The sequence below is a fragment of the Kitasatospora sp. NBC_01246 genome (genome assembly GCF_036226505.1).
Classification (GTDB): domain Bacteria; phylum Actinomycetota; class Actinomycetes; order Streptomycetales; family Streptomycetaceae; genus Kitasatospora.
In genome coordinates this window covers 4,329,511-4,346,007 of the sequence record NZ_CP108484.1, presented here as the reverse complement: position 1 = coordinate 4,346,007, position 16,497 = coordinate 4,329,511, and the positions used below count along the sequence as shown (strand labels likewise).

At 73.3% G+C, this 16,497-nt stretch carries 16 protein-coding genes and 2 tRNA genes; 5 read left to right on the top strand and 13 right to left on the bottom strand.

The annotated features are described in order from the left end of the window. Positions 1 to 36: 36 nt before the first annotated feature. The 5 genes from OG618_RS19145 to OG618_RS19125 form a co-directional block, all read right to left on the bottom strand. Positions 37 to 867: an ABC transporter permease gene (locus OG618_RS19145; RefSeq protein ID WP_329488738.1), complete on the bottom strand. Its 831-nt coding sequence runs from the start codon at positions 865 to 867 to the stop codon at positions 37 to 39. Further along, positions 864 to 1,868: an ABC transporter ATP-binding protein gene (locus OG618_RS19140; RefSeq protein ID WP_329488737.1), complete on the bottom strand. Its 1,005-nt coding sequence runs from the start codon at positions 1,866 to 1,868 to the stop codon at positions 864 to 866. The genes OG618_RS19145 and OG618_RS19140 overlap by 4 nt, the downstream gene beginning before the upstream one ends. Before the next feature lie 206 nt (positions 1,869 to 2,074). Beyond that, positions 2,075 to 2,150: transfer RNA gene (locus tag OG618_RS19135), tRNA-Gly, on the bottom strand. A 39-nt stretch (positions 2,151 to 2,189) separates the two neighbouring features. Continuing rightward, positions 2,190 to 2,262: transfer RNA gene (locus OG618_RS19130), tRNA-Gly, on the bottom strand. 130 nt (positions 2,263 to 2,392) lie between these two features. Next, positions 2,393 to 2,710, bottom strand: a complete 318-nt coding sequence (locus OG618_RS19125) for a histone-like nucleoid-structuring protein Lsr2 (RefSeq protein ID WP_238860361.1) — start codon at positions 2,708 to 2,710, stop codon at positions 2,393 to 2,395. A gap of 467 nt (positions 2,711 to 3,177) precedes the next feature. On the opposite strand from OG618_RS19125, the gene purS reads away from it, so the two are divergent. The 4 genes from purS to OG618_RS19105 all read left to right on the top strand — a co-directional run bounded on the left by purS (position 3,178) and on the right by OG618_RS19105 (position 7,254). Further along, positions 3,178 to 3,432 carry a phosphoribosylformylglycinamidine synthase subunit PurS gene (gene purS / locus OG618_RS19120; protein WP_033250393.1) on the top strand — a complete coding sequence of 85 codons (255 nt, stop codon included), beginning with the start codon at positions 3,178 to 3,180 and terminating at the stop codon, positions 3,430 to 3,432. Then, entirely contained in the window at positions 3,429 to 4,106 is a 678-nt protein-coding gene (gene purQ, locus OG618_RS19115) for a phosphoribosylformylglycinamidine synthase subunit PurQ (RefSeq protein WP_329488736.1), read from the top strand. Before purS ends, purQ begins: the two co-directional genes overlap by 4 nt. Further along, a complete protein-coding gene (gene purL, locus OG618_RS19110; RefSeq protein WP_329488735.1) occupies positions 4,106 to 6,361 on the top strand; it encodes a phosphoribosylformylglycinamidine synthase subunit PurL in 2,256 nt (751 codons plus the stop codon). The genes purQ and purL overlap by 1 nt, the downstream gene beginning before the upstream one ends. Positions 6,362 to 6,426: 65 nt before the next feature. Next, positions 6,427 to 7,254 carry a sterol carrier family protein gene (locus tag OG618_RS19105; RefSeq protein ID WP_329488734.1) on the top strand — a complete coding sequence of 276 codons (828 nt, stop codon included), beginning with the start codon at positions 6,427 to 6,429 and terminating at the stop codon, positions 7,252 to 7,254. A 26-nt stretch (positions 7,255 to 7,280) separates the two neighbouring features. On the opposite strand, the gene OG618_RS19100 is transcribed toward OG618_RS19105, so the two are convergent. From OG618_RS19100 to fbaA, 4 genes are all read right to left on the bottom strand, one after another. Continuing rightward, positions 7,281 to 7,991: a hypothetical protein gene (locus tag OG618_RS19100; protein ID WP_329488733.1), complete on the bottom strand. Its 711-nt coding sequence runs from the start codon at positions 7,989 to 7,991 to the stop codon at positions 7,281 to 7,283. A 141-nt stretch (positions 7,992 to 8,132) separates the two neighbouring features. Next, a complete protein-coding gene (locus tag OG618_RS19095; protein WP_329488732.1) occupies positions 8,133 to 9,077 on the bottom strand; it encodes a DUF3152 domain-containing protein in 945 nt (314 codons plus the stop codon). 215 nt (positions 9,078 to 9,292) lie between these two features. Continuing rightward, positions 9,293 to 9,706, bottom strand: a complete 414-nt coding sequence (locus OG618_RS19090) for a DUF3151 domain-containing protein (RefSeq protein ID WP_329488731.1) — start codon at positions 9,704 to 9,706, stop codon at positions 9,293 to 9,295. A 109-nt stretch (positions 9,707 to 9,815) separates the two neighbouring features. Beyond that, a complete protein-coding gene (gene fbaA, locus OG618_RS19085; protein ID WP_329488730.1) occupies positions 9,816 to 10,838 on the bottom strand; it encodes a class II fructose-bisphosphate aldolase in 1,023 nt (340 codons plus the stop codon). Positions 10,839 to 11,161: 323 nt separating this feature from the next. On the opposite strand from fbaA, the gene OG618_RS19080 reads away from it, so the two are divergent. After that, a complete protein-coding gene (locus OG618_RS19080; protein ID WP_329488729.1) occupies positions 11,162 to 11,881 on the top strand; it encodes a DedA family protein in 720 nt (239 codons plus the stop codon). A 109-nt stretch (positions 11,882 to 11,990) separates the two neighbouring features. On the opposite strand, the gene pyrE is transcribed toward OG618_RS19080, so the two are convergent. The 4 genes from pyrE to OG618_RS19060 form a co-directional block, all read right to left on the bottom strand. Further along, positions 11,991 to 12,527: an orotate phosphoribosyltransferase gene (gene pyrE / locus OG618_RS19075; protein WP_329488728.1), complete on the bottom strand. Its 537-nt coding sequence runs from the start codon at positions 12,525 to 12,527 to the stop codon at positions 11,991 to 11,993. Between the two features lie 30 nt (positions 12,528 to 12,557). Continuing rightward, positions 12,558 to 13,889, bottom strand: a complete 1,332-nt coding sequence (locus tag OG618_RS19070; protein WP_329488727.1) for an SRPBCC domain-containing protein — start codon at positions 13,887 to 13,889, stop codon at positions 12,558 to 12,560. A 177-nt stretch (positions 13,890 to 14,066) separates the two neighbouring features. Beyond that, positions 14,067 to 15,701: a polyamine aminopropyltransferase gene (locus tag OG618_RS19065; RefSeq protein ID WP_442906822.1), complete on the bottom strand. Its 1,635-nt coding sequence runs from the start codon at positions 15,699 to 15,701 to the stop codon at positions 14,067 to 14,069. A 142-nt stretch (positions 15,702 to 15,843) separates the two neighbouring features. Then, positions 15,844 to 16,371, bottom strand: a complete 528-nt coding sequence (locus OG618_RS19060) for a DUF2617 family protein (RefSeq protein ID WP_329488726.1) — start codon at positions 16,369 to 16,371, stop codon at positions 15,844 to 15,846. Between the last annotated feature and the right edge of the window lie 126 nt (positions 16,372 to 16,497).

The window sequence follows — 16,497 nt, the reverse complement described above, 5'->3', positions numbered from 1 at the left end:
AGGTGGGGAGCGGGTGCCGGGGCGGGCCGGTTCCGGTCAGCGGCGGGGCTCCCAGCGGAACCAGCGGACGGCGCCCCAGGCGGCCAGGGCGAGCCAGACCATGCCGGTGACCAGGTGCGGGGCGGCGGGGGCCCAGGTGCCGGCGAAGCCGGTGGCGGCGGCGGAGCCGTCGGTGCCGAACCAGCCGAGGCGGATCAGCTGGAAGGCCGGGGTGGTCGGCAGCAGCCGGCAGACGTCGGCCATCCGGTCGGGCATGACCTCCAGCGGGATGAACAGGCCGGAACCGAACTGGGAGACCAGCAGGACCGGCATGGTGGTGATGCCGGCGCTCTCGACCGTCCTGGTGAAGGCGCTGGAGACGGCGGCCAGCGCCATCAGGGTCCCGATCACCAGGACCAGCCCGGCGGCCATCAGCAGCGGGTTGACCGGCGCGCTGAGGTCCAGGGCGACGCCGCCGCCGACGGCGACCACGAGGCACATCAGCAGGGCCAGGGCGACCGAGGGCACCGCGGTGCCGGCCAGGATCTCGACGTCCCGCGCCTCGCCGGTGCGCAGCCGCTTGAGCACCAGCTCGCCGCGGCGGGCCACGTAGGCGCCGGTCAGGTTGTAGTAGACGACGAAGGCGAGCACCATCCCGATCGCCCCGTTGACCAGCAGCGAGTCGACGTCGAGGCCGGGGTGGGTCTCGGCCTGCTGTTCGAGCACGCCCCGCAGGGCGCCGATGAGCATCAGCGGCAGCAGCAGGGCCGTGAACATCGCGGTCCGGTTGCGCAGCAGCAGGGTGGCCTCGGCCCGGCCGAGGGCGAGCAGTCGGCGGACGGCGGTGGTCCGCGGGCCGGCGGCGGGACGGGCGGTGGCGGTGGTCATCGGGAGAGTCCCATCAGGCGGCGGAGGGTGGTGGGGGCGGCCGGGGCGTCGGCCGGGGGCTGGTGCGCGGCCTCGGAGGCGATGGCGAGGAAGGCCTCCTCCAGCGAGGCGCTGCGGGCGTCGAGGGCGTCGAGCGCGATGCCGTGCCGGGCGGCCCAGCCGAGCAGGTCGGTGAGGGTGGCCTGGAGCTGCCCGGTCTGCACGGTGATCCGGCGGCCGTCCGCGACCAGGGTGGCCCCGGTCAGCGGCGGGAGCGAGGCTCCGGTGAACTCCGGGAGCTCGAAGGAGATCCGGGCGGGCCGGCCGGCGATGACCTCGGCGACGGTGCCGGTGGTGACGATCCGGCCGCGGTGCATGATCGCCAGGCGGTCGGCCAGCTCCTCGGCCTCCTCCAGGTAGTGCGTGGTGAGCAGCACGGTGGTGCCCTGGGCGCGCAGGTCGCGGACCAGCCGCCAGACGGCGGCCCGGGCCTCGGGATCGAGGCCGGTGCTCGGCTCGTCCAGGAAGAGCACCTCGGGCCGGCCGAGCAGGGCCATCGCGAGGTCGAGCCGGCGCCGCTCGCCGCCGGAGAGCTGCTTGACCCGGACGCCCCGGCGGTCGGCGAGGCCGACCAGCTCCAGCGCCTCCTCCAGCGGGCGGGAGCCGCTGGTCATCCCGGCCCAGCTGCGGCCGGTCTCGGCGACGGTGAGGTCGCCGGGGAAGCCGCCCTCCTGGAGCATGATGCCGATCCGGGGGCGGAGCGCGGCGCGCTCGCGGTGGGGGTCGTGGCCGAGCACCCGGACCGCACCGGCGGTGGGGGCGGCGAGGCCCTCGATCAGCTCCATGGCGGAGGTCTTGCCGGCCCCGTTGGTACCGAGCAGCGCGAAGAGCTCACCACGGCCGACGGTCAGGTCGACCCCGCGCACCGCGTGGAAGCCGGTGGCGCCGGAGCCGTAGTGGCGGTGGAGGTCGGTGACCTCGATCACAGGGTCGCTCGCGGTGTGCGGCTGGCTCGTTTCCATGGCTCAAGCCTTCCGCCGCCGGGGCGCCCCGGGCAGTGCGGGCTCTCATGAGAAGGCGGTGCGGATCCACGGGTCGGCGGTGACAAATGTCATCGGCGGTCCGGCGGCGGGGCGGGCCGGGAATGCGGGGACGGCTGCTCGGGCGGGGTCCGGCACGACCGAGGGGAATGCCGAAGGGCCCCCTCGATCGAGGGGGCCCTTCGTACTGGAGCGGACGACGAGATTCGAACTCGCGACCCTCACCTTGGCAAGGTGATGCTCTACCAACTGAGCCACGTCCGCAGGTCAAGATATTGAGTTGTGCTGTGCTCGCGCACTGCGAGCGGACGACGAGATTCGAACTCGCGACCCTCACCTTGGCAAGGTGATGCTCTACCAACTGAGCCACGTCCGCACGGTGCCTGGTGGGGCACCGGCCGCCTCTTCGGATCTCTCCGTTGCGGCGACGAGGAATACTCTACCCCATCGGTCGGGGTGGTCGCCCCACCCTTTCGGGGCAGGTGGGACGACCGGGTCCGGCGGGGTCAGTTCGCCTCGGCGAACGCCTCGTACACGTGCTTGGGGATGCGCCCCCGGGCGGGCAGCTCCATGCCGCGCGACTGGGCCCAGGCGCGCACGGCGGCCGGGTCCGGGGTGAGCGCGGTGCGGCGGAAGGACTTACCGGTACGGCTCTGGCGGCGGCCGGCCGCGACGAACGGAGCGAGGGCCTCCCGCAGCTTTTCCGCGTTGTCCAGGGACAGGTCGATCTCGTACGACTTCCCGTCGACGCCGAAGTGGACGGTTTCCGCGGCTGCGCCGCCGTCCAGGTCGTCGGAGAGCGTGACGACTACACGCTGAGCCATGGGTGTCAATCCTCTCGGGCAATTCGGCCGAAGGGCGCGGGGTGCGCTCCCGTGGCCTGATGTGCACCACTCGCGCAAGCGCATACGGGCAGGCCCGATGGCGTGCCGGATACGCAGCACTTGCCGCGACAGGTGGCCCTATTCTGCACCCGAAGCGGGTCGAAATCGAAGAGTCCGGCTTTCTTTTCCGTATATTCACGTGTCTTCGGCGGGTGCCGGATACCCGGTGCACTCGGCTGGCCGATCTGTCCGGAGTGCCGGTATTCGGGTGCTCTTCGGCCGTTCTCGCTCGGGCCGTCGAATCCGGCGAAAAGGGGTGCCCGCCGGGGGGTGTCGGGGAGTCGGAGCCCTTGTGGCGTAAGGGTCGTGGGTCTACGCGCGTCACCCTCCCCGGCCAGCAAAGTCGCCCGAAACCCCCGGTAGTCTGGAGTTCCCCCGCCTTCACGAAGACACCACCGGGAGTGCCAGTGGCACGCGTCGTAGTCGACGTCATGCTCAAGCCGGAGATCCTCGACCCCCAGGGACAGGCGGTGCAACGCGCACTGCCCCGTCTCGGATTCGCCGGGATCGCCGACGTCCGCCAGGGCAAGCGCTTCGAGCTGGAGCTGGAGGGCCCGGTCGACGACGCCGCGCTCGCCCGTATCCGCGAAGCAGCCGAGACCTTTCTCGCCAACACCGTGATCGAGGACTTCACCGTCCGCGTCGAGGAGGAGGGCAAGTGACCACCCGAGTCGGCGTCGTCACTTTCCCTGGTTCCCTCGACGACCGCGACGCCCAGCGCGCTGTCCGCCTGGCCGGCGCGGAGCCGGTCGCCCTCTGGCACCGTGACAAGGATCTCCACCAGGTCGACGCCGTCGTCCTGCCCGGCGGATTCAGTTACGGCGACTATCTGCGCTGCGGCGCCATCTCCCGCTTCTCGCCGGTGATGGACACCATCATCGAGCAGGCGAAGCTGGGAATGCCGGTTCTCGGTATCTGCAACGGCTTCCAGGTGCTGTGCGAATCGCACCTGCTGCCCGGCGCGCTCACCCGCAACGACTCGCTGCACTTCGTCTGCCGCGACCAGAAGCTGCGGATCGAGAACGCCGGCACCGCCTGGACCCGGGATTACTCGGCCGGCCAGGAAATCGTCGTCCCGCTGAAGAACGGCGAGGGCCGGTTCGTCGCCGACGAGCACGTCCTGGACGCGCTGGAGGCCGAGGGCCGGGTGGTCGCCCGCTACGTCGACGTCAACCCGAACGGTTCGTACCGCGACATCGCCGGCATCACCAACGCCGCCGGCAATGTCGTCGGTCTGATGCCGCACCCGGAGCACGCCGTGGAGCCGCTCACCGGTCCGAGCACCGAGGGCCTGGGCTTCTTCACTTCCGTCCTGAAGCAGCTGGTGAACGCCTGATGAGCCTCGACACCGTCAAGAACGCCGAGCAGACCCCGGACTCCGCCCAGCCGTGGTCCGAACTCGGCCTCAAGGAGGACGAGTACGCCCGCATCCGCGAGATCCTCGGCCGCCGTCCGACCGGCGCCGAGCTCGCGATGTACTCGGTCATGTGGTCGGAGCACTGCTCCTACAAGAGCTCCAAGGTGCACCTGAAGCAGTTCGGCGAGAAGGTTCCGCCGAACGACGCGATGCTCGTCGGCATCGGCGAGAACGCCGGTGTGGTCGACGTCGGCCAGGGCTACGCGGTCACCTTCAAGGTCGAGTCGCACAACCACCCCTCGTACATCGAGCCGTACCAGGGCGCGGCCACCGGCATCGGCGGCATCGTGCGCGACATCCTCGCGATGGGCGCCCGCCCGGTCGCCGTGATGGACCCGCTGCGGTTCGGCGCCGCCGACCACCCGGACACCCGGCGCGTGCTGCCCGGGATCGTCGCGGGCATCGGCGGCTACGGCAACTGCCTGGGCCTGCCCAACATCGGCGGCGAGGTCGTCTTCGACTCCTGCTACCAGGGCAACCCGCTGGTCAACGCGCTCTGCGTGGGCGTGATGAAGCACGAGGACATCCACCTCGCGCAGGCCTCCGGCGCCGGCAACAAGGTCATCCTGTACGGAGCCCGCACCGGTGGCGACGGCATCGGCGGCGTCTCGGTGCTCGCCTCGGAGACCTTCGACGCGACCGGGCCCGCCAAGCGCCCGGCCGTCCAGGTCGGCGACCCGTTCCAGGAGAAGCTCCTCATCGAGTGCACCCTGGAGATCTTCTCCGAGAAGCTCGTCAAGGGCATCCAGGACCTCGGCGGCGCCGGTCTCTCCTGCGCCACCTCCGAGCTGGCCTCGGCCGGTTCGGGCGGCATGCGGATCGAGCTCGACACCGTGCCGCTGCGCGACAAGACGCTCTCGCCGGAGGAGATCCTCATGAGCGAGTCGCAGGAGCGCATGTGCGCCATCGTCGAGCCCGGCAAGGTCGACCGCTTCCTGGAGATCTGCGAGAAGTGGGACGTCATCGCCACCGTCATCGGTGAGGTGACGGAGGGCGAGCGGCTGGAGATCTTCTGGCACGGCGAGCTGGTGGTCGACGTGCCGCCGCGCACCGTCGCCCACGAGGGCCCGACCTACCAGCGCCCGTACGCCCGCCCGAGCTGGCAGGACGCGCTGCAGGCCGACGCCCCGAGTGCCGAGCGGCTCGCCCGCCCGACCACCGGCGAGGGCCTGAAGGCCGACCTGCTGAAGGTCGCCGGCAGCCCGAACCAGGCCTCCAAGTCCTGGATCACCGACCAGTACGACCGCTACGTGCTCGGCAACACCGTCCTCTCGGTGCCCGAGGACTCCGGCATGATCCGGATCGACGAGGAGACCAACCTCGGCGTCTCGGTCGCCACCGACGGCAACGGCCGCTACACCAAGCTGGACCCGTACACCGGCGCCCAGCTGGCCCTCGCCGAGGCGTACCGCAACGTCGCCGCCGGCGGTGCCAAGCCGCTCGCGATCTCCGACTGCCTCAACTTCGGCTCCCCCGAGGACCCGGACGTGATGTGGCAGTTCGCCGAGGCCACCCGCGGCCTGGCCGACGCCTGCCTGGCGCTCGGCACCCCGGTCACCGGCGGCAACGTCTCGCTGTACAACCAGACCGGCGAGACCGCCATCCACCCGACCCCCGTGGTCGCGGTGCTCGGCGTGATCGACGACGTCACCCGCCGCACCCCGATCGGCTTCGCCGAGGAGGGCCAGCTGCTCTACCTGCTCGGTGACACCGAGGACGAGCTGGGTGGCTCGGCCTGGACGCAGGTGGTCCACGACCACCTCGGCGGCCTGCCGCCCAAGGTCGACCTGGACCGCGAGAAGCTGCTCGGCGACATCCTGATCGCCGCCTCGCGCGACGGCATGATCGACGCCGCGCACGACCTCTCCGACGGCGGCCTGGGCCAGGCCCTCGTGGAGAGCTGCCTCAAGGGCGGCCACGGCGCCCGGATCATCGTGCCCGAGGGCCAGGACCCGTTCGTGTTCCTGTTCTCCGAGTCGGCCGGCCGCGCGGTCGTCGCGGTGCCGCGCAGCGAGGAGCTCCGGTTCAACGACATGTGCACCGCGCGTGGCCTGCCGGCCACCCGGATCGGTGTGGTCGACGGTGATGTCCTGGACGTCCAGGGCCAGTTCACCGTCTCGCTGGCCGAGCTGAAGGACGCCCACACCGGCGTCATCGAGGCCCTGCTCGCCTGATCCGCGTGCTTCGAGGGGCGGACGGTTCCACGGAACCGTCCGCCCCTCGGCGTATGTTGGGGCGCATGCCCGCCAAGTCCCGTACGTACCAGCCCGCCAAGGTCCAGGCCGCGCTGGTGGAGCAGACCACAGCGCTGCGCGACACCGTCCGGGCGCTCTGCGCCCGCCCGGACGCCGCCGACCTGCTCGCCCGGCCCACCCGGCTGGGCACGTGGACGGTGCGCGAGCTGATCGCCCACCTCGGCGTCCAGGTCGACTGGGTGCCCGCGCACCTGGACGACCCGCTGGAGGGCCGGCCGCCGCTGGACCTGCCGCGGTGGGTGCGGCGGGTCGGTACGCTCGCCCCGCTGCTGGACGAGCAGGCCAGGACGCGGGCGGCGGGGGAGTACGGCGGCGACCCGGCCTCGGTGGCGGAGGCCTTCGGGCGGGCGGCCGACGGGCTGCTCGCCGTCCTGGCGGACGCCGGCACGGCCGACCCGGGCCGGCGGTTCGAGATCCGGCTGGGCTCGATGACGCTCACCGACATGCTGGTGACCAGGCTGGTGGAGACGGTGGTGCACGCCGACGACCTGGCCGACGCGGTGGGCACGGCGGCCTTCCCGCACGCCCGGCAGGCGCTGGCCGCCGTCACCCGGCTGCTGGCCGACGCCCTCGCCGACCAGGCGCCCGGCGGCGCGGTCGAGCTGCGGATCCCGCCGTACGCCGTGGTGCAGGCCGTCGAGGGCCCCCGGCACACCCGGGGCACCCCGCCGAACGTGGTCGAGACCGACCCGCTGACCTGGATCCGGCTCGCCACCGGCCGGACGGACTGGGACGCCGCGGTGGAGGCCGCCGCGCTCTCGGCCAGCGGTGAGCGCAGCGACCTGCGGGCCCATCTGCCGGTCCTCGGGTAGGACGCCAAGGACCGGTTGGGCGGCCCCTACGGGCGCAGCTGGGCGGCGAGCCGCTCGGTGGCCTTGCGGAGCGCCTCCCCGGTCAGGGCCTGCTCCGGCCCGGCGTCCGAGGAGCTCTGGGAGAGGGTGAGCGCGATGTCGCCCTTGCCGTTGGCCGCGACCCGGGCGACGCCCACCGACTCCGCGCCCGGGGTGAGCTTGGTCTGGCCGGCCGTCGGCTGCGCTTCGGCGAACCGGGTCAGCTGGTCGACGCCGATGCCCCCGGCCTTCTGGATGTACGGCAGCATCATGTTGATCGCGACCCCGTTCTCCGGGACGGCCAGCAGGTCGATCTGGACCGGGGCCGAGCCGACCGTGTAGGCGCAGGTCACCCAGGCGGTCGGGGGAGTGGCCGGGACCGAGGCCATCGAGGGCGGCGCGGAGAAGCCGGAGGGCCAGGGCTCGGCCGGCCTGCCGTTGCCGAGGTCGGCGGTGACCGCCGGCTCGCCCTTGGACCCGGGGGTCACCGGGCGGTCGATCCCGGCCTCCTTCAGCGCCGCCGGGAGGTCCAGACCGAACGGGCACGGGCCGGTCCCGGCGAGCCCCTGGGCGGTCGACCGGACGTGGTCGTAGGAGAGGCTGCCGGTGCCGGTGACGCCTCCGGAGGAGGAACAGGCGGCCGTGCCGAGGAGGATCCCGGCGGTGCCGGCCACGGTGAGGAGGCGGCGGCGCCCTGCTGCGGTGCGGTCTGCGGTCATGCGATCAGCCTAGAACGGCCTTGTACCGGTGGGTCGGTGAACGGGTATCGGATCCGTTCCGATGCGGTCGGGCTCTGGTCGGGCTCCGGTCGAGCGCGCTCTCCGGGCGCTCGGCCAGGATCCGCGGCCCAGGCCCTCGGCTCAGAGCACCGACGGGCCGCTGAGGTAGCTGCCGTCCGCCGAGTACGGCCAGGCGTTGGGTTCGCAGCCCTTGAGGCCGTAGATCTGCTGCATCATCGCGGGCGCCGGCTTGCCCTTGCCCGGGCAGGTCTCGTGCCCGTGGCCGATCCGGTGGCCGACCTCGTGGTTGACGATCAGTGCCCGGTACTCGTCGATCGGTCCGCTGAACTGGGGTGAACCGGTGTTCCAGCGCTTGACGTTGACCAGCACCTGGTTGCCGACGTTGCAGTTCACCTCGCCGTGGGTGTCCAGTCCGGCGGCCCCGCAGATCCGGTCCACGGCGGCCGGCGACGCGATCTTCACGGTGAAGTCGTAGGCACCGCTCGACACCAGCTGGAAGCCGTTCCTGCGGTCGTTGGTCCAGCCCCGGGGGTCGGCGAGGATGCGCTGGACCTGGGCGGCGGCCGCGGCCGGGTCGATCCCGATGCCGTCCTCGACCTCGACCCGGTAGCGGCGGACGGTGCCCTTGCCGACCGCCGCGGCCGCGCCCGGGGCGACGGTGAAGGTGCCCGCGCCCTGGGCCGGGCCCGGGTCCGGGGTGCCCGGCGAGGCCGGTCCGGGCGTCGGACCGGGAGCCGGTGGCGGGGTCGGGGTCAGTGTCGGGGTGGGCGCCGGGGCAGCGGGCGCGGCGGCGGGCGGGGTGCTCGCCTCGGGCGGGGCGATCCGGCCCTGCGCGGTCGGCCCGGTGGTCGGTCGCGGGTCGGGGCGGTCGAGCATGAGCAGTGCCCCGCCGAGGACGGCCAGCGCCGCCACCAGCGCGGTGATCATGCCGGGGCGGATCCGGCGGCGCCTGCGACGGGCACCGGTGGCGCGGGGGCGGCCGGTGCGGGAGCCGCCGGTGCGTTCGCCGGCCGCGCCGGAGCTGCGCGCGCGGGAGCGGCGTCGGTCGGGTCTGGCTGCGGGCACGTCTGGGCTTCCTGTCGGACCTGTGGGGTCGCCAAAGCCGTTCGAACCTCTGTGCGCCCCCCTCGCACGGACCACCCTGACACGGAGACCCGACGGCTGTCCACGCACCGGATGCGCGTCCCGGCATGCGGCCGCCCCCGTACGGGCCGGAGGGCGCGTACGGGGGCGGCCGGTCCGGGCGGGTCGGCCCGGGGCGCTGCCTGGGGGCGGGCGGGTCAGCCCAGCGTGGCGGCGGCGGTCGGCGAGCTGTCCCGGAGGAACTGGGCGCAGCGCTCGGCCTCATCCTTCTCGTCGATGGCGGCGGCGGCCCGGCCGAGGCCGTGCAGCGCCCGCAGGAAGCCGCGGTTCGGCTCGTGCTCCCACGGCACCGGGCCGTGGCCCTTCCAGCCCGCCCGGCGCAGCGAGTCCAGCCCGCGGTGGTAGCCGGTGCGGGCGTACGCGTAGGACTCGACGGTGCGGCCGGCGGCGAAGGCGTCGTCGGCGAGCTGAGCCCAGGCCAGCGAGGAGGTCGGGTACTTCGCCGCGACCTCGGCCGGGGAGGCGCCGCCGGCCAGCAGCTCCAGAGGAGCGGGCTCGGCGGGGAGGTGCGTCGGGGGCGGACCCCCGAGGAGGTTCTGGTGAATGCTCATGGCCCCCAGTGAACCACTGGGGGCCATGAGCCGGGGACCGGCCCGGGGAAAGCGCCGGGACTCCGGTGGTGCCTCGTGTCGGGCGGGTGCCCTGCTTCGGGCGGGTGCCTTACTTCAGGCGGGTGCCGGCCGAGCGCAGCTGCTGGGCGGCCTCCAGCACGCGGGCGGCCATGCCGGCCTCGGCCAGCTTGCCCCAGGTGCGCGGGTCGTAGGTGTTCTTCTTGCCGACCTCGCCGTCGACCTTCAGCACACCGTCGTAGTTGCGGAACATGTGGTCCACGACCGGGCGGGTGAAGGCGTACTGGGTGTCGGTGTCCAGGTTCATCTTCACGACGCCGTTCTCCAGCGCGGTGGCGATCTCCTCGGCGGTGGAGCCCGAGCCGCCGTGGAAGACGAAGTCGAACGGGTCGGTCTTGCCGTACTGCTTGCCGATCGCGTCCTGCAGCTCGCGCAGCAGCTCCGGCTTCAGGACGACGTTGCCCGGCTTGTAGACGCCGTGCACGTTGCCGAACGAGGCGGCCAGCAGGTAGCGGCCCTTCTCGCCCAGGCCCAGCGCCTCGGCGGTGCGGACCGCGTCGTTGACGGTGGTGTACAGCTCGTCGTTGATCTCGTGCGTGACACCGTCCTCCTCGCCGCCGGTCGGGGTGATCTCGACCTCAAGGATGATCTTGGCGGCGACGGCCTGGGCCAGCAGCTCCTCGGCGATGGACAGGTTGTCGTTCAGGGTCTCGGCGGAGCCGTCCCACATGTGCGACTGGAACAGCGGGTTGAGGCCCTTGGCCACGCGCTCGGCGGAGATCGCCAGCAGCGGGCGGACGTAGCCGTCCAGCTTGTCCTTGGGGCAGTGGTCGGTGTGCAGCGCGACGGTGATGTCGTACTTGGCGGCGACCACGTGCGCGAACTCGGCGAGCGCGACGGCGCCGGTCACCATGTCCTTGTTGTGCTGACCCCCCAGGAACTCCGCACCACCGGTCGAGATCTGGATGATGCCGTCGCTCTCGGCCTCGGCGAAGCCGCGCAGCGCGGCGTGCAGGGTCTGGGACGAGGTGACGTTGATGGCCGGGTAGGCGAACTTGCCCGCCTTGGCCCGGTCGAGCATCTCGTTGTAGACCTCGGGAGTTGCGATGGGCATGCGAATCCGCTCCTGTCGGGTTGCGGCGTACGGACGGTGCTGTCCGACGCTGTGTACGCCTGTTACGACTCCGGGGTACCGGGGCCGACGCGCGGCTCTGCGGGGCGGCCACCAGTACCAAGGTTCGAGGCGGCCACCGCGGTACGACAATGAGGGTGTTGCGACCGCGGTCCGGACGCCGGGAGCCATCTTCCCATCCCGGGCCCCGGCGCCACCATGTGGCCCGCCTGTCGGGACGGCCGCGCACGTGCGACGAAGGGATGACCACCGTCTCGCCCCCTGGGCGGAAGCCCGCGTCAAGACGGGCCCGCTATCCTGCGCCCGTGGACTACAACCAGCTGGCCGTCAACTTGCTCGACGCCAAATCACTGATCTCGTCCCTCGGTGCCATCGGGCTGATCGCGATCATCTTCGCCGAGACCGGCCTGCTGGTCGGGTTCTTCTTCCCGGGCGACTCACTGCTGATCATCGCCGGGGTCGCCTCCTCGAACGCCGCGTCGTCGGTGCTCGGGGAGGGCACGAAGCTGCCGATCGCGGCCCTGCTGATCGGGGCCCCACTGGCTGCCGTCGCGGGTGCCCAGCTCGGGCACCTGATCGGGGTGAAGGTCGGACCGAAGATGTTCGACAAGCCGGAGTCGAAGATCTTCCGGCGCGAGTACGTGCTGAAGGCGGAGGAGTACTTCAACAAGTTCGGGCCCGGCAAGGCCGTGGTGCTGGCCCGCTTCATGCCGATCGTCCGGACCTTCCTGAACCCGGTCGCGGGCACCCTGGAGATGCCGGCCCGGACGTTCTTCCTCTGGAACGTGATCGGCGGCGTGCTGTGGACCGAGTCCATGCTGCTGATCGGCTACTTCTTCGGTGACGCGCTCGCCCCGGTGATCGACAAGTACCTGATCCCCGCGGTGCTGCTGATCGTGCTGCTCTCGGTGTCGCCGATCCTCGTCGAGGTGGTGCGCGAGCGCCGGAAGAAGAAGGCCGGCGGTGCCGAGGCCGCCGACGCCGAGACCGCCCAGGCGGGTGCCGGGCGCCACCGCCGCGGCTGAGCGCCCCACGACGAACGGCCGGGGCCGGGTCCTGTTTCACGTGAAACAGGACCCGGCCCCGGCCGTTTCCGCTGTGCCGCCGTTCCGCCGGGCTACCGGCGCGCGCGGGTCAGAGGCCCAGGTCGGCCAGGTCGTACGCGGTCACGTACGGCAGGCCGGTGGCCTCGACCGCGGCGGCGCCGCCCCGCTCCACGATCACCGCGACGCCGACCACCTCGGCACCCGCCTCGCGCAGCGCCTCGACGGCGGTCAGCACCGACCCGCCGGTGGTGGAGGTGTCCTCGACGGCCAGCACCCGGCGGCCCTTGACCTCGGGGCCCTCGATCCGGCGCTGCAGACCGTGCGCCTTGCCCGCCTTGCGGACCACGAACGCGTCCAGCTCGCGGCCGCGTGCGGCGGCGGCGTGCAGCATCGCGGCGGCCACCGGGTCGGCGCCGAGCGTCAGGCCGCCGACGGCGTCGTACTCCAGGTGCTCGGTCGCGTCCAGCATCACCCGGCCCACCAGCGGGGCGGCCTGGGCGTCCAGCGTGATCCGGCGCAGGTCGACGTAGTAGTCGGCCTCCTTGCCGGAGGAAAGGGTGACCTTGCCGTGCACGACGGCCTTGTCCTTGATCTGTGCCAGCAGGGCGTCGCGGTCGTTGCTCATGAGCGTTCAGTCTAGGGCTTGTCCGGCCTTCTAGCGTCGGCGCAGGGCCCTGGCCAGGACCACGGCGCCGCCGATCAGGGCCACGCCGCCGCCGATCATCCACGGCACCGCGCTGCGGCCGCCCGGTCCCGGCACCACGATGCCGCCGGCCTCGCCGCCCCAGCGGGACGCCGCCCGGGCCCGCGCGCTGCGGGCCGGCAGGGCGGGGGCGTACGGGCCGCGCGGCGGGGCGTGGTCGACCTCCTCGGCGGAGCGGCCGACGATGCTGCGGCGGACCGGGCCGCCGAGCACCGGCTCCTGCTCGTAGCCGAAGGGCAGATCGGCGGGGAGCTCGGTGCCGACGCCGTCCCCGGCCTCGGCGGCGGGGCCGTCGACGTCGGCGGCCTCCTCACGGTCGTCCTCCTCGCGGTCGCCACCGATCGGGAGGCCGAAGCGCTCGGCGTCGGCGTCGGAGAAGGCGATGAGGTCGGAGAGGTCGTCGTCGAGGTCGTCGCCGGGGTTGTCCTGGTGGTCGTCCAGGAAGAGCACGGTGGCGGTGGGCTCCTCGTCGTCCTCCGCCTCGTCCTCGTCCTCGACGTCGGTGTCCGCCTCGTCCTCGGTCTCTGCCTCGACGTCGGTGTCCTCGGCGGTGGCCGCCTCCTCGGCGTCCTCGGCTTCCGCCTCGACGTCCGTCTCGACATCGGCGTCCGCCGCGTCCACGGCGGTTTCCACCTCGGCTTCCGCCTCGACCTCGGCTTCCGCCTCGACCTCGGCTTCCGCCTCGACCTCGACGTCCGCCGCCTCCGCGTCGACGTCCGTCTCGACATCGGCGTCCGCCGCCTCCACGGCGGTTTCCACCTCGGCTTCCGCCTCGACCTCGGCTTCCGCCTCGACCTCGGCGTCCGCCGCCTCCGCGTCGACGTCCGCCTCCGCCTCCGCGTCGGGGGAGGCGAGGGCGGCGGCGAAGCGGTCGAGCAGGCGGCGGCCGGCGCCGGCGAGGGTCTCGCCGTCGAACTCGGTGAGCCGGCCGGTGGCGCTCAGGTCGCCGACGAAGCGGATCAGCGTGGTCCCGGCCGCGGTGCCGTCGGCGGTGGCGACCCGGAGGGTGGCCGTGGCCTCGCCGCTGCCGCGCACCTCCTCGCCCTCGGCGAACACGGTGAGGACGCCTTCGCGGCCCTCGATCAGTGACAGCACGCCCTTGTAGGTGATGGTGGAGGTGCCGATCCGCAGCTTCAGCCGCCCGCCGATCTCCTCGGCGGACCCGCTGCCGACAGCGGCCGGCTCGGTGCTCAGCCCGGGGACGCAACGGGCCAGCAGAGCCGGATCCTGCAGGGCCTGCCGGACCAGCTCGGCCGGCATCGGGACGACAACCTCATGCTCCATGTCACGGAGCCTACCGACCGAACCCGCGGTGGTCCGCGCAGTGGCCCCTACCTGCCGTCGGGACGTCCCCGACCGGCCGCACCCGGCCCTCCGCCGACCGCTCGTGGCCGCCCTCCGCCCGGTTCCGTCCGCTCCGCCCGCCCCGCCCGGTTCCGCCCGCTCCGCCCCGGGCGTCCGTCAGCGCGGCCCCAGCAGGGTCAGCGCGGCCGGTGGGCGGGCCGGGCGGAGGGCGGTCAGGTGGGCCGCGGCGGCCCGCAGGGCGTCCGCGGTGAACGCGCGCGGCGGCGGGGCGTCCGGGGCGAGGGTGAGCGGGGGCTGGGCGGCGGCGGCCAGCAGGAAGGCCTGGCTGTCCGGTGAGCCGGGCCGGCAGCTCGCGGCGGGGCCGCCCCGGACGGCGTACGGGACGGTTCGCAGCCCGGCGGCCCGCAGGCCGGACTCGACCTGCCAGAGGCCGTTCGGCTCGTCGTCCGCCCGGACGGCGAGCCGCCCGCCGGGCGCGAGCAGCCGGGTGGCGAGGCCGTAGAACTCCTGTGAGTGGAACTTCACCGTCCCGCTGTCGGCGGGGCCGGGCAGGTCGGCGAGCACCACGTCGAAGGACGCCTCGCCCGGGTGCACGCCGCGCAGCCACTCCAGCGGGTCCGCGGCGGCGGTCCGCACCCGGGGGTCGTCCAGGGAGTGGCCGGAGAGCGCGGCCAGGCCCGGGTCGGTCCGGGCCAGCCGGGCGAGGGCCGGGTCGGCGTCGACCACCAGCACCGAGCGGACGCCGCCGTGCCGCAGCACCTCCCGCACGGCGAGGCCGTCACCGCCGCCGAGCAGCAGCACCCGGGCGTCCGGCCCGGCCGCCATCGCGGGGTGGACCAGGGCCTCGCTGCCCCGGTATTCGTCCGGACCGCAGACCGCGAGCCGCCCGTCCAGGTACAGCCGCAGCGGGCCCTCGGCGGGGCCGGTGAGCACGATCTCCTGGTACCGGGTGTGGGCGGCGTACCGGACCTGCCCGCCGTACAGGGCCTGCCGGGCGGCGCGTTCGATCGCCCCGGACCAGACGGCGGCCGCGGCGAGCAGGGCGAGGACGAGGGCGCAGCCGCCCCAGAGCAGCAGCCGGGTGCGGGGCGGGGGCTCCTCGCGGAACAGCCAGAGCACCACCGCGGCCCCGGCGACGGCGTTGACGGCGCCGGTGACCAGGGCGCCGGTGCCGGGGCCGAAGAGCGGCAGGATCAGGAACGGGAAGGCGAGGCCGCCGATCAGCGCGCCCACGTAGTCGGCGGCGAAGAGGTCGGCCGCGGCCCGCCCGGCGTCCTCCCGGCGGATCCGCTGGACGAGCGTCATCAGCAGCGGGATCTCGGCGCCGATCAGGACCCCGATCAGACAGGTCAGGGCGATCATCGCGGCCTGGTACCGGCCGATCCAGGCCCAGCAGGAGTACAGGGCGAGGACGGAGAGCCCGCCGGTGAGCGCGAGCGCGCACTCGACCAGCGCGAAGGCGGTGGCCGGGCGGCGGGTGAACCGTTTGGCGAGCAGCGAGCCCAGCCCCATCGCGAACACCATGACGGAGAGCACGACGGAGGTTTGGGTGACCGAGTCCCCGAGCAGATAGCTGCCGAGCGCGACGAGTTCGAGCTCGTAGACGAGTCCGCAGGCGGCGCAGACGAACGCCGCCAGCAGGACGGTGAGCCGGGAGAGCGCGGGGTGGGCGCGCAGCCGGGCCCTGCGGCGGGCGGGCAGAGGGGTCAGGCTCCGCCCGGGCCGGGGTGGGCTGCCGTTGTCGAGGTCGAGTCCCGGCTGTGCGGGTGGACCGGCCGGATGGTTGATCACGAACAAACGCTAGGCGACGTTCGGTACGGATGGCTGCGTCCATTCGACGGACAGTGCGATACGACAGGTTGACGAATCGTTCCTGCGTACGAATGAAGGCCGATGTGCGGACCTATGACCCCATCGGGATCGGCGGCCGTGCTCACCGGGTCGCCACCAGGGAGGACCGCGTACAGACCAGCTGGCCCTCCTGCGGATAGGCGTGCCAGGTGCGCCAGAGCAGCCGGTCCGCGGCGCCCTGGGTGACCAGCGCGGTGAAGGCGCTCGGGTCGCCCGGGAAGACGCCGGCCAGGCCGCGGGGGTGGCCCTCGACCAGGGCCAGCAACTCCTGGGCGCGAGCGGCGAAGTCGTGCGGCGGCAGCGCCTCGATCCGGGCCGCGAACTCGTACTCCCAGCCGTCCACCTGTTTGGCCACCCGGGCCGGCAGTGGGGTCCGGCGGCCGGGCAGGCAGGCGACGGTCTCCAGGCATCTGCCGGGCCCGGCGGCGATCACCACCTGGTGCGAGGCGCCCAGCAGCCGCAGCTGGAGGGTGCCGGGCGGCCCGGGGCGCCCGGCGTTGGCGAGTCTCAGGTCGCGGACTGCGAGAGCGGGCAGCGGGTCGCCGCCCAGGCACCAGGCCAGGTCACCGGCGCGGGTGTCCGTGTAGGAGGTCTGCAGTGTGGTGAGCATGCTCGGCTCCGCGTTTCAGCTCCGTGCGCGCCCGCCGTGCAGCAGCGAGTAGGCCTGGGCAAAGGCGAGGCTGTTCGTGGCTGTGCGGTCCAGGGCGCGGCCGACCGTGGAAGGAAGGATTCCGGC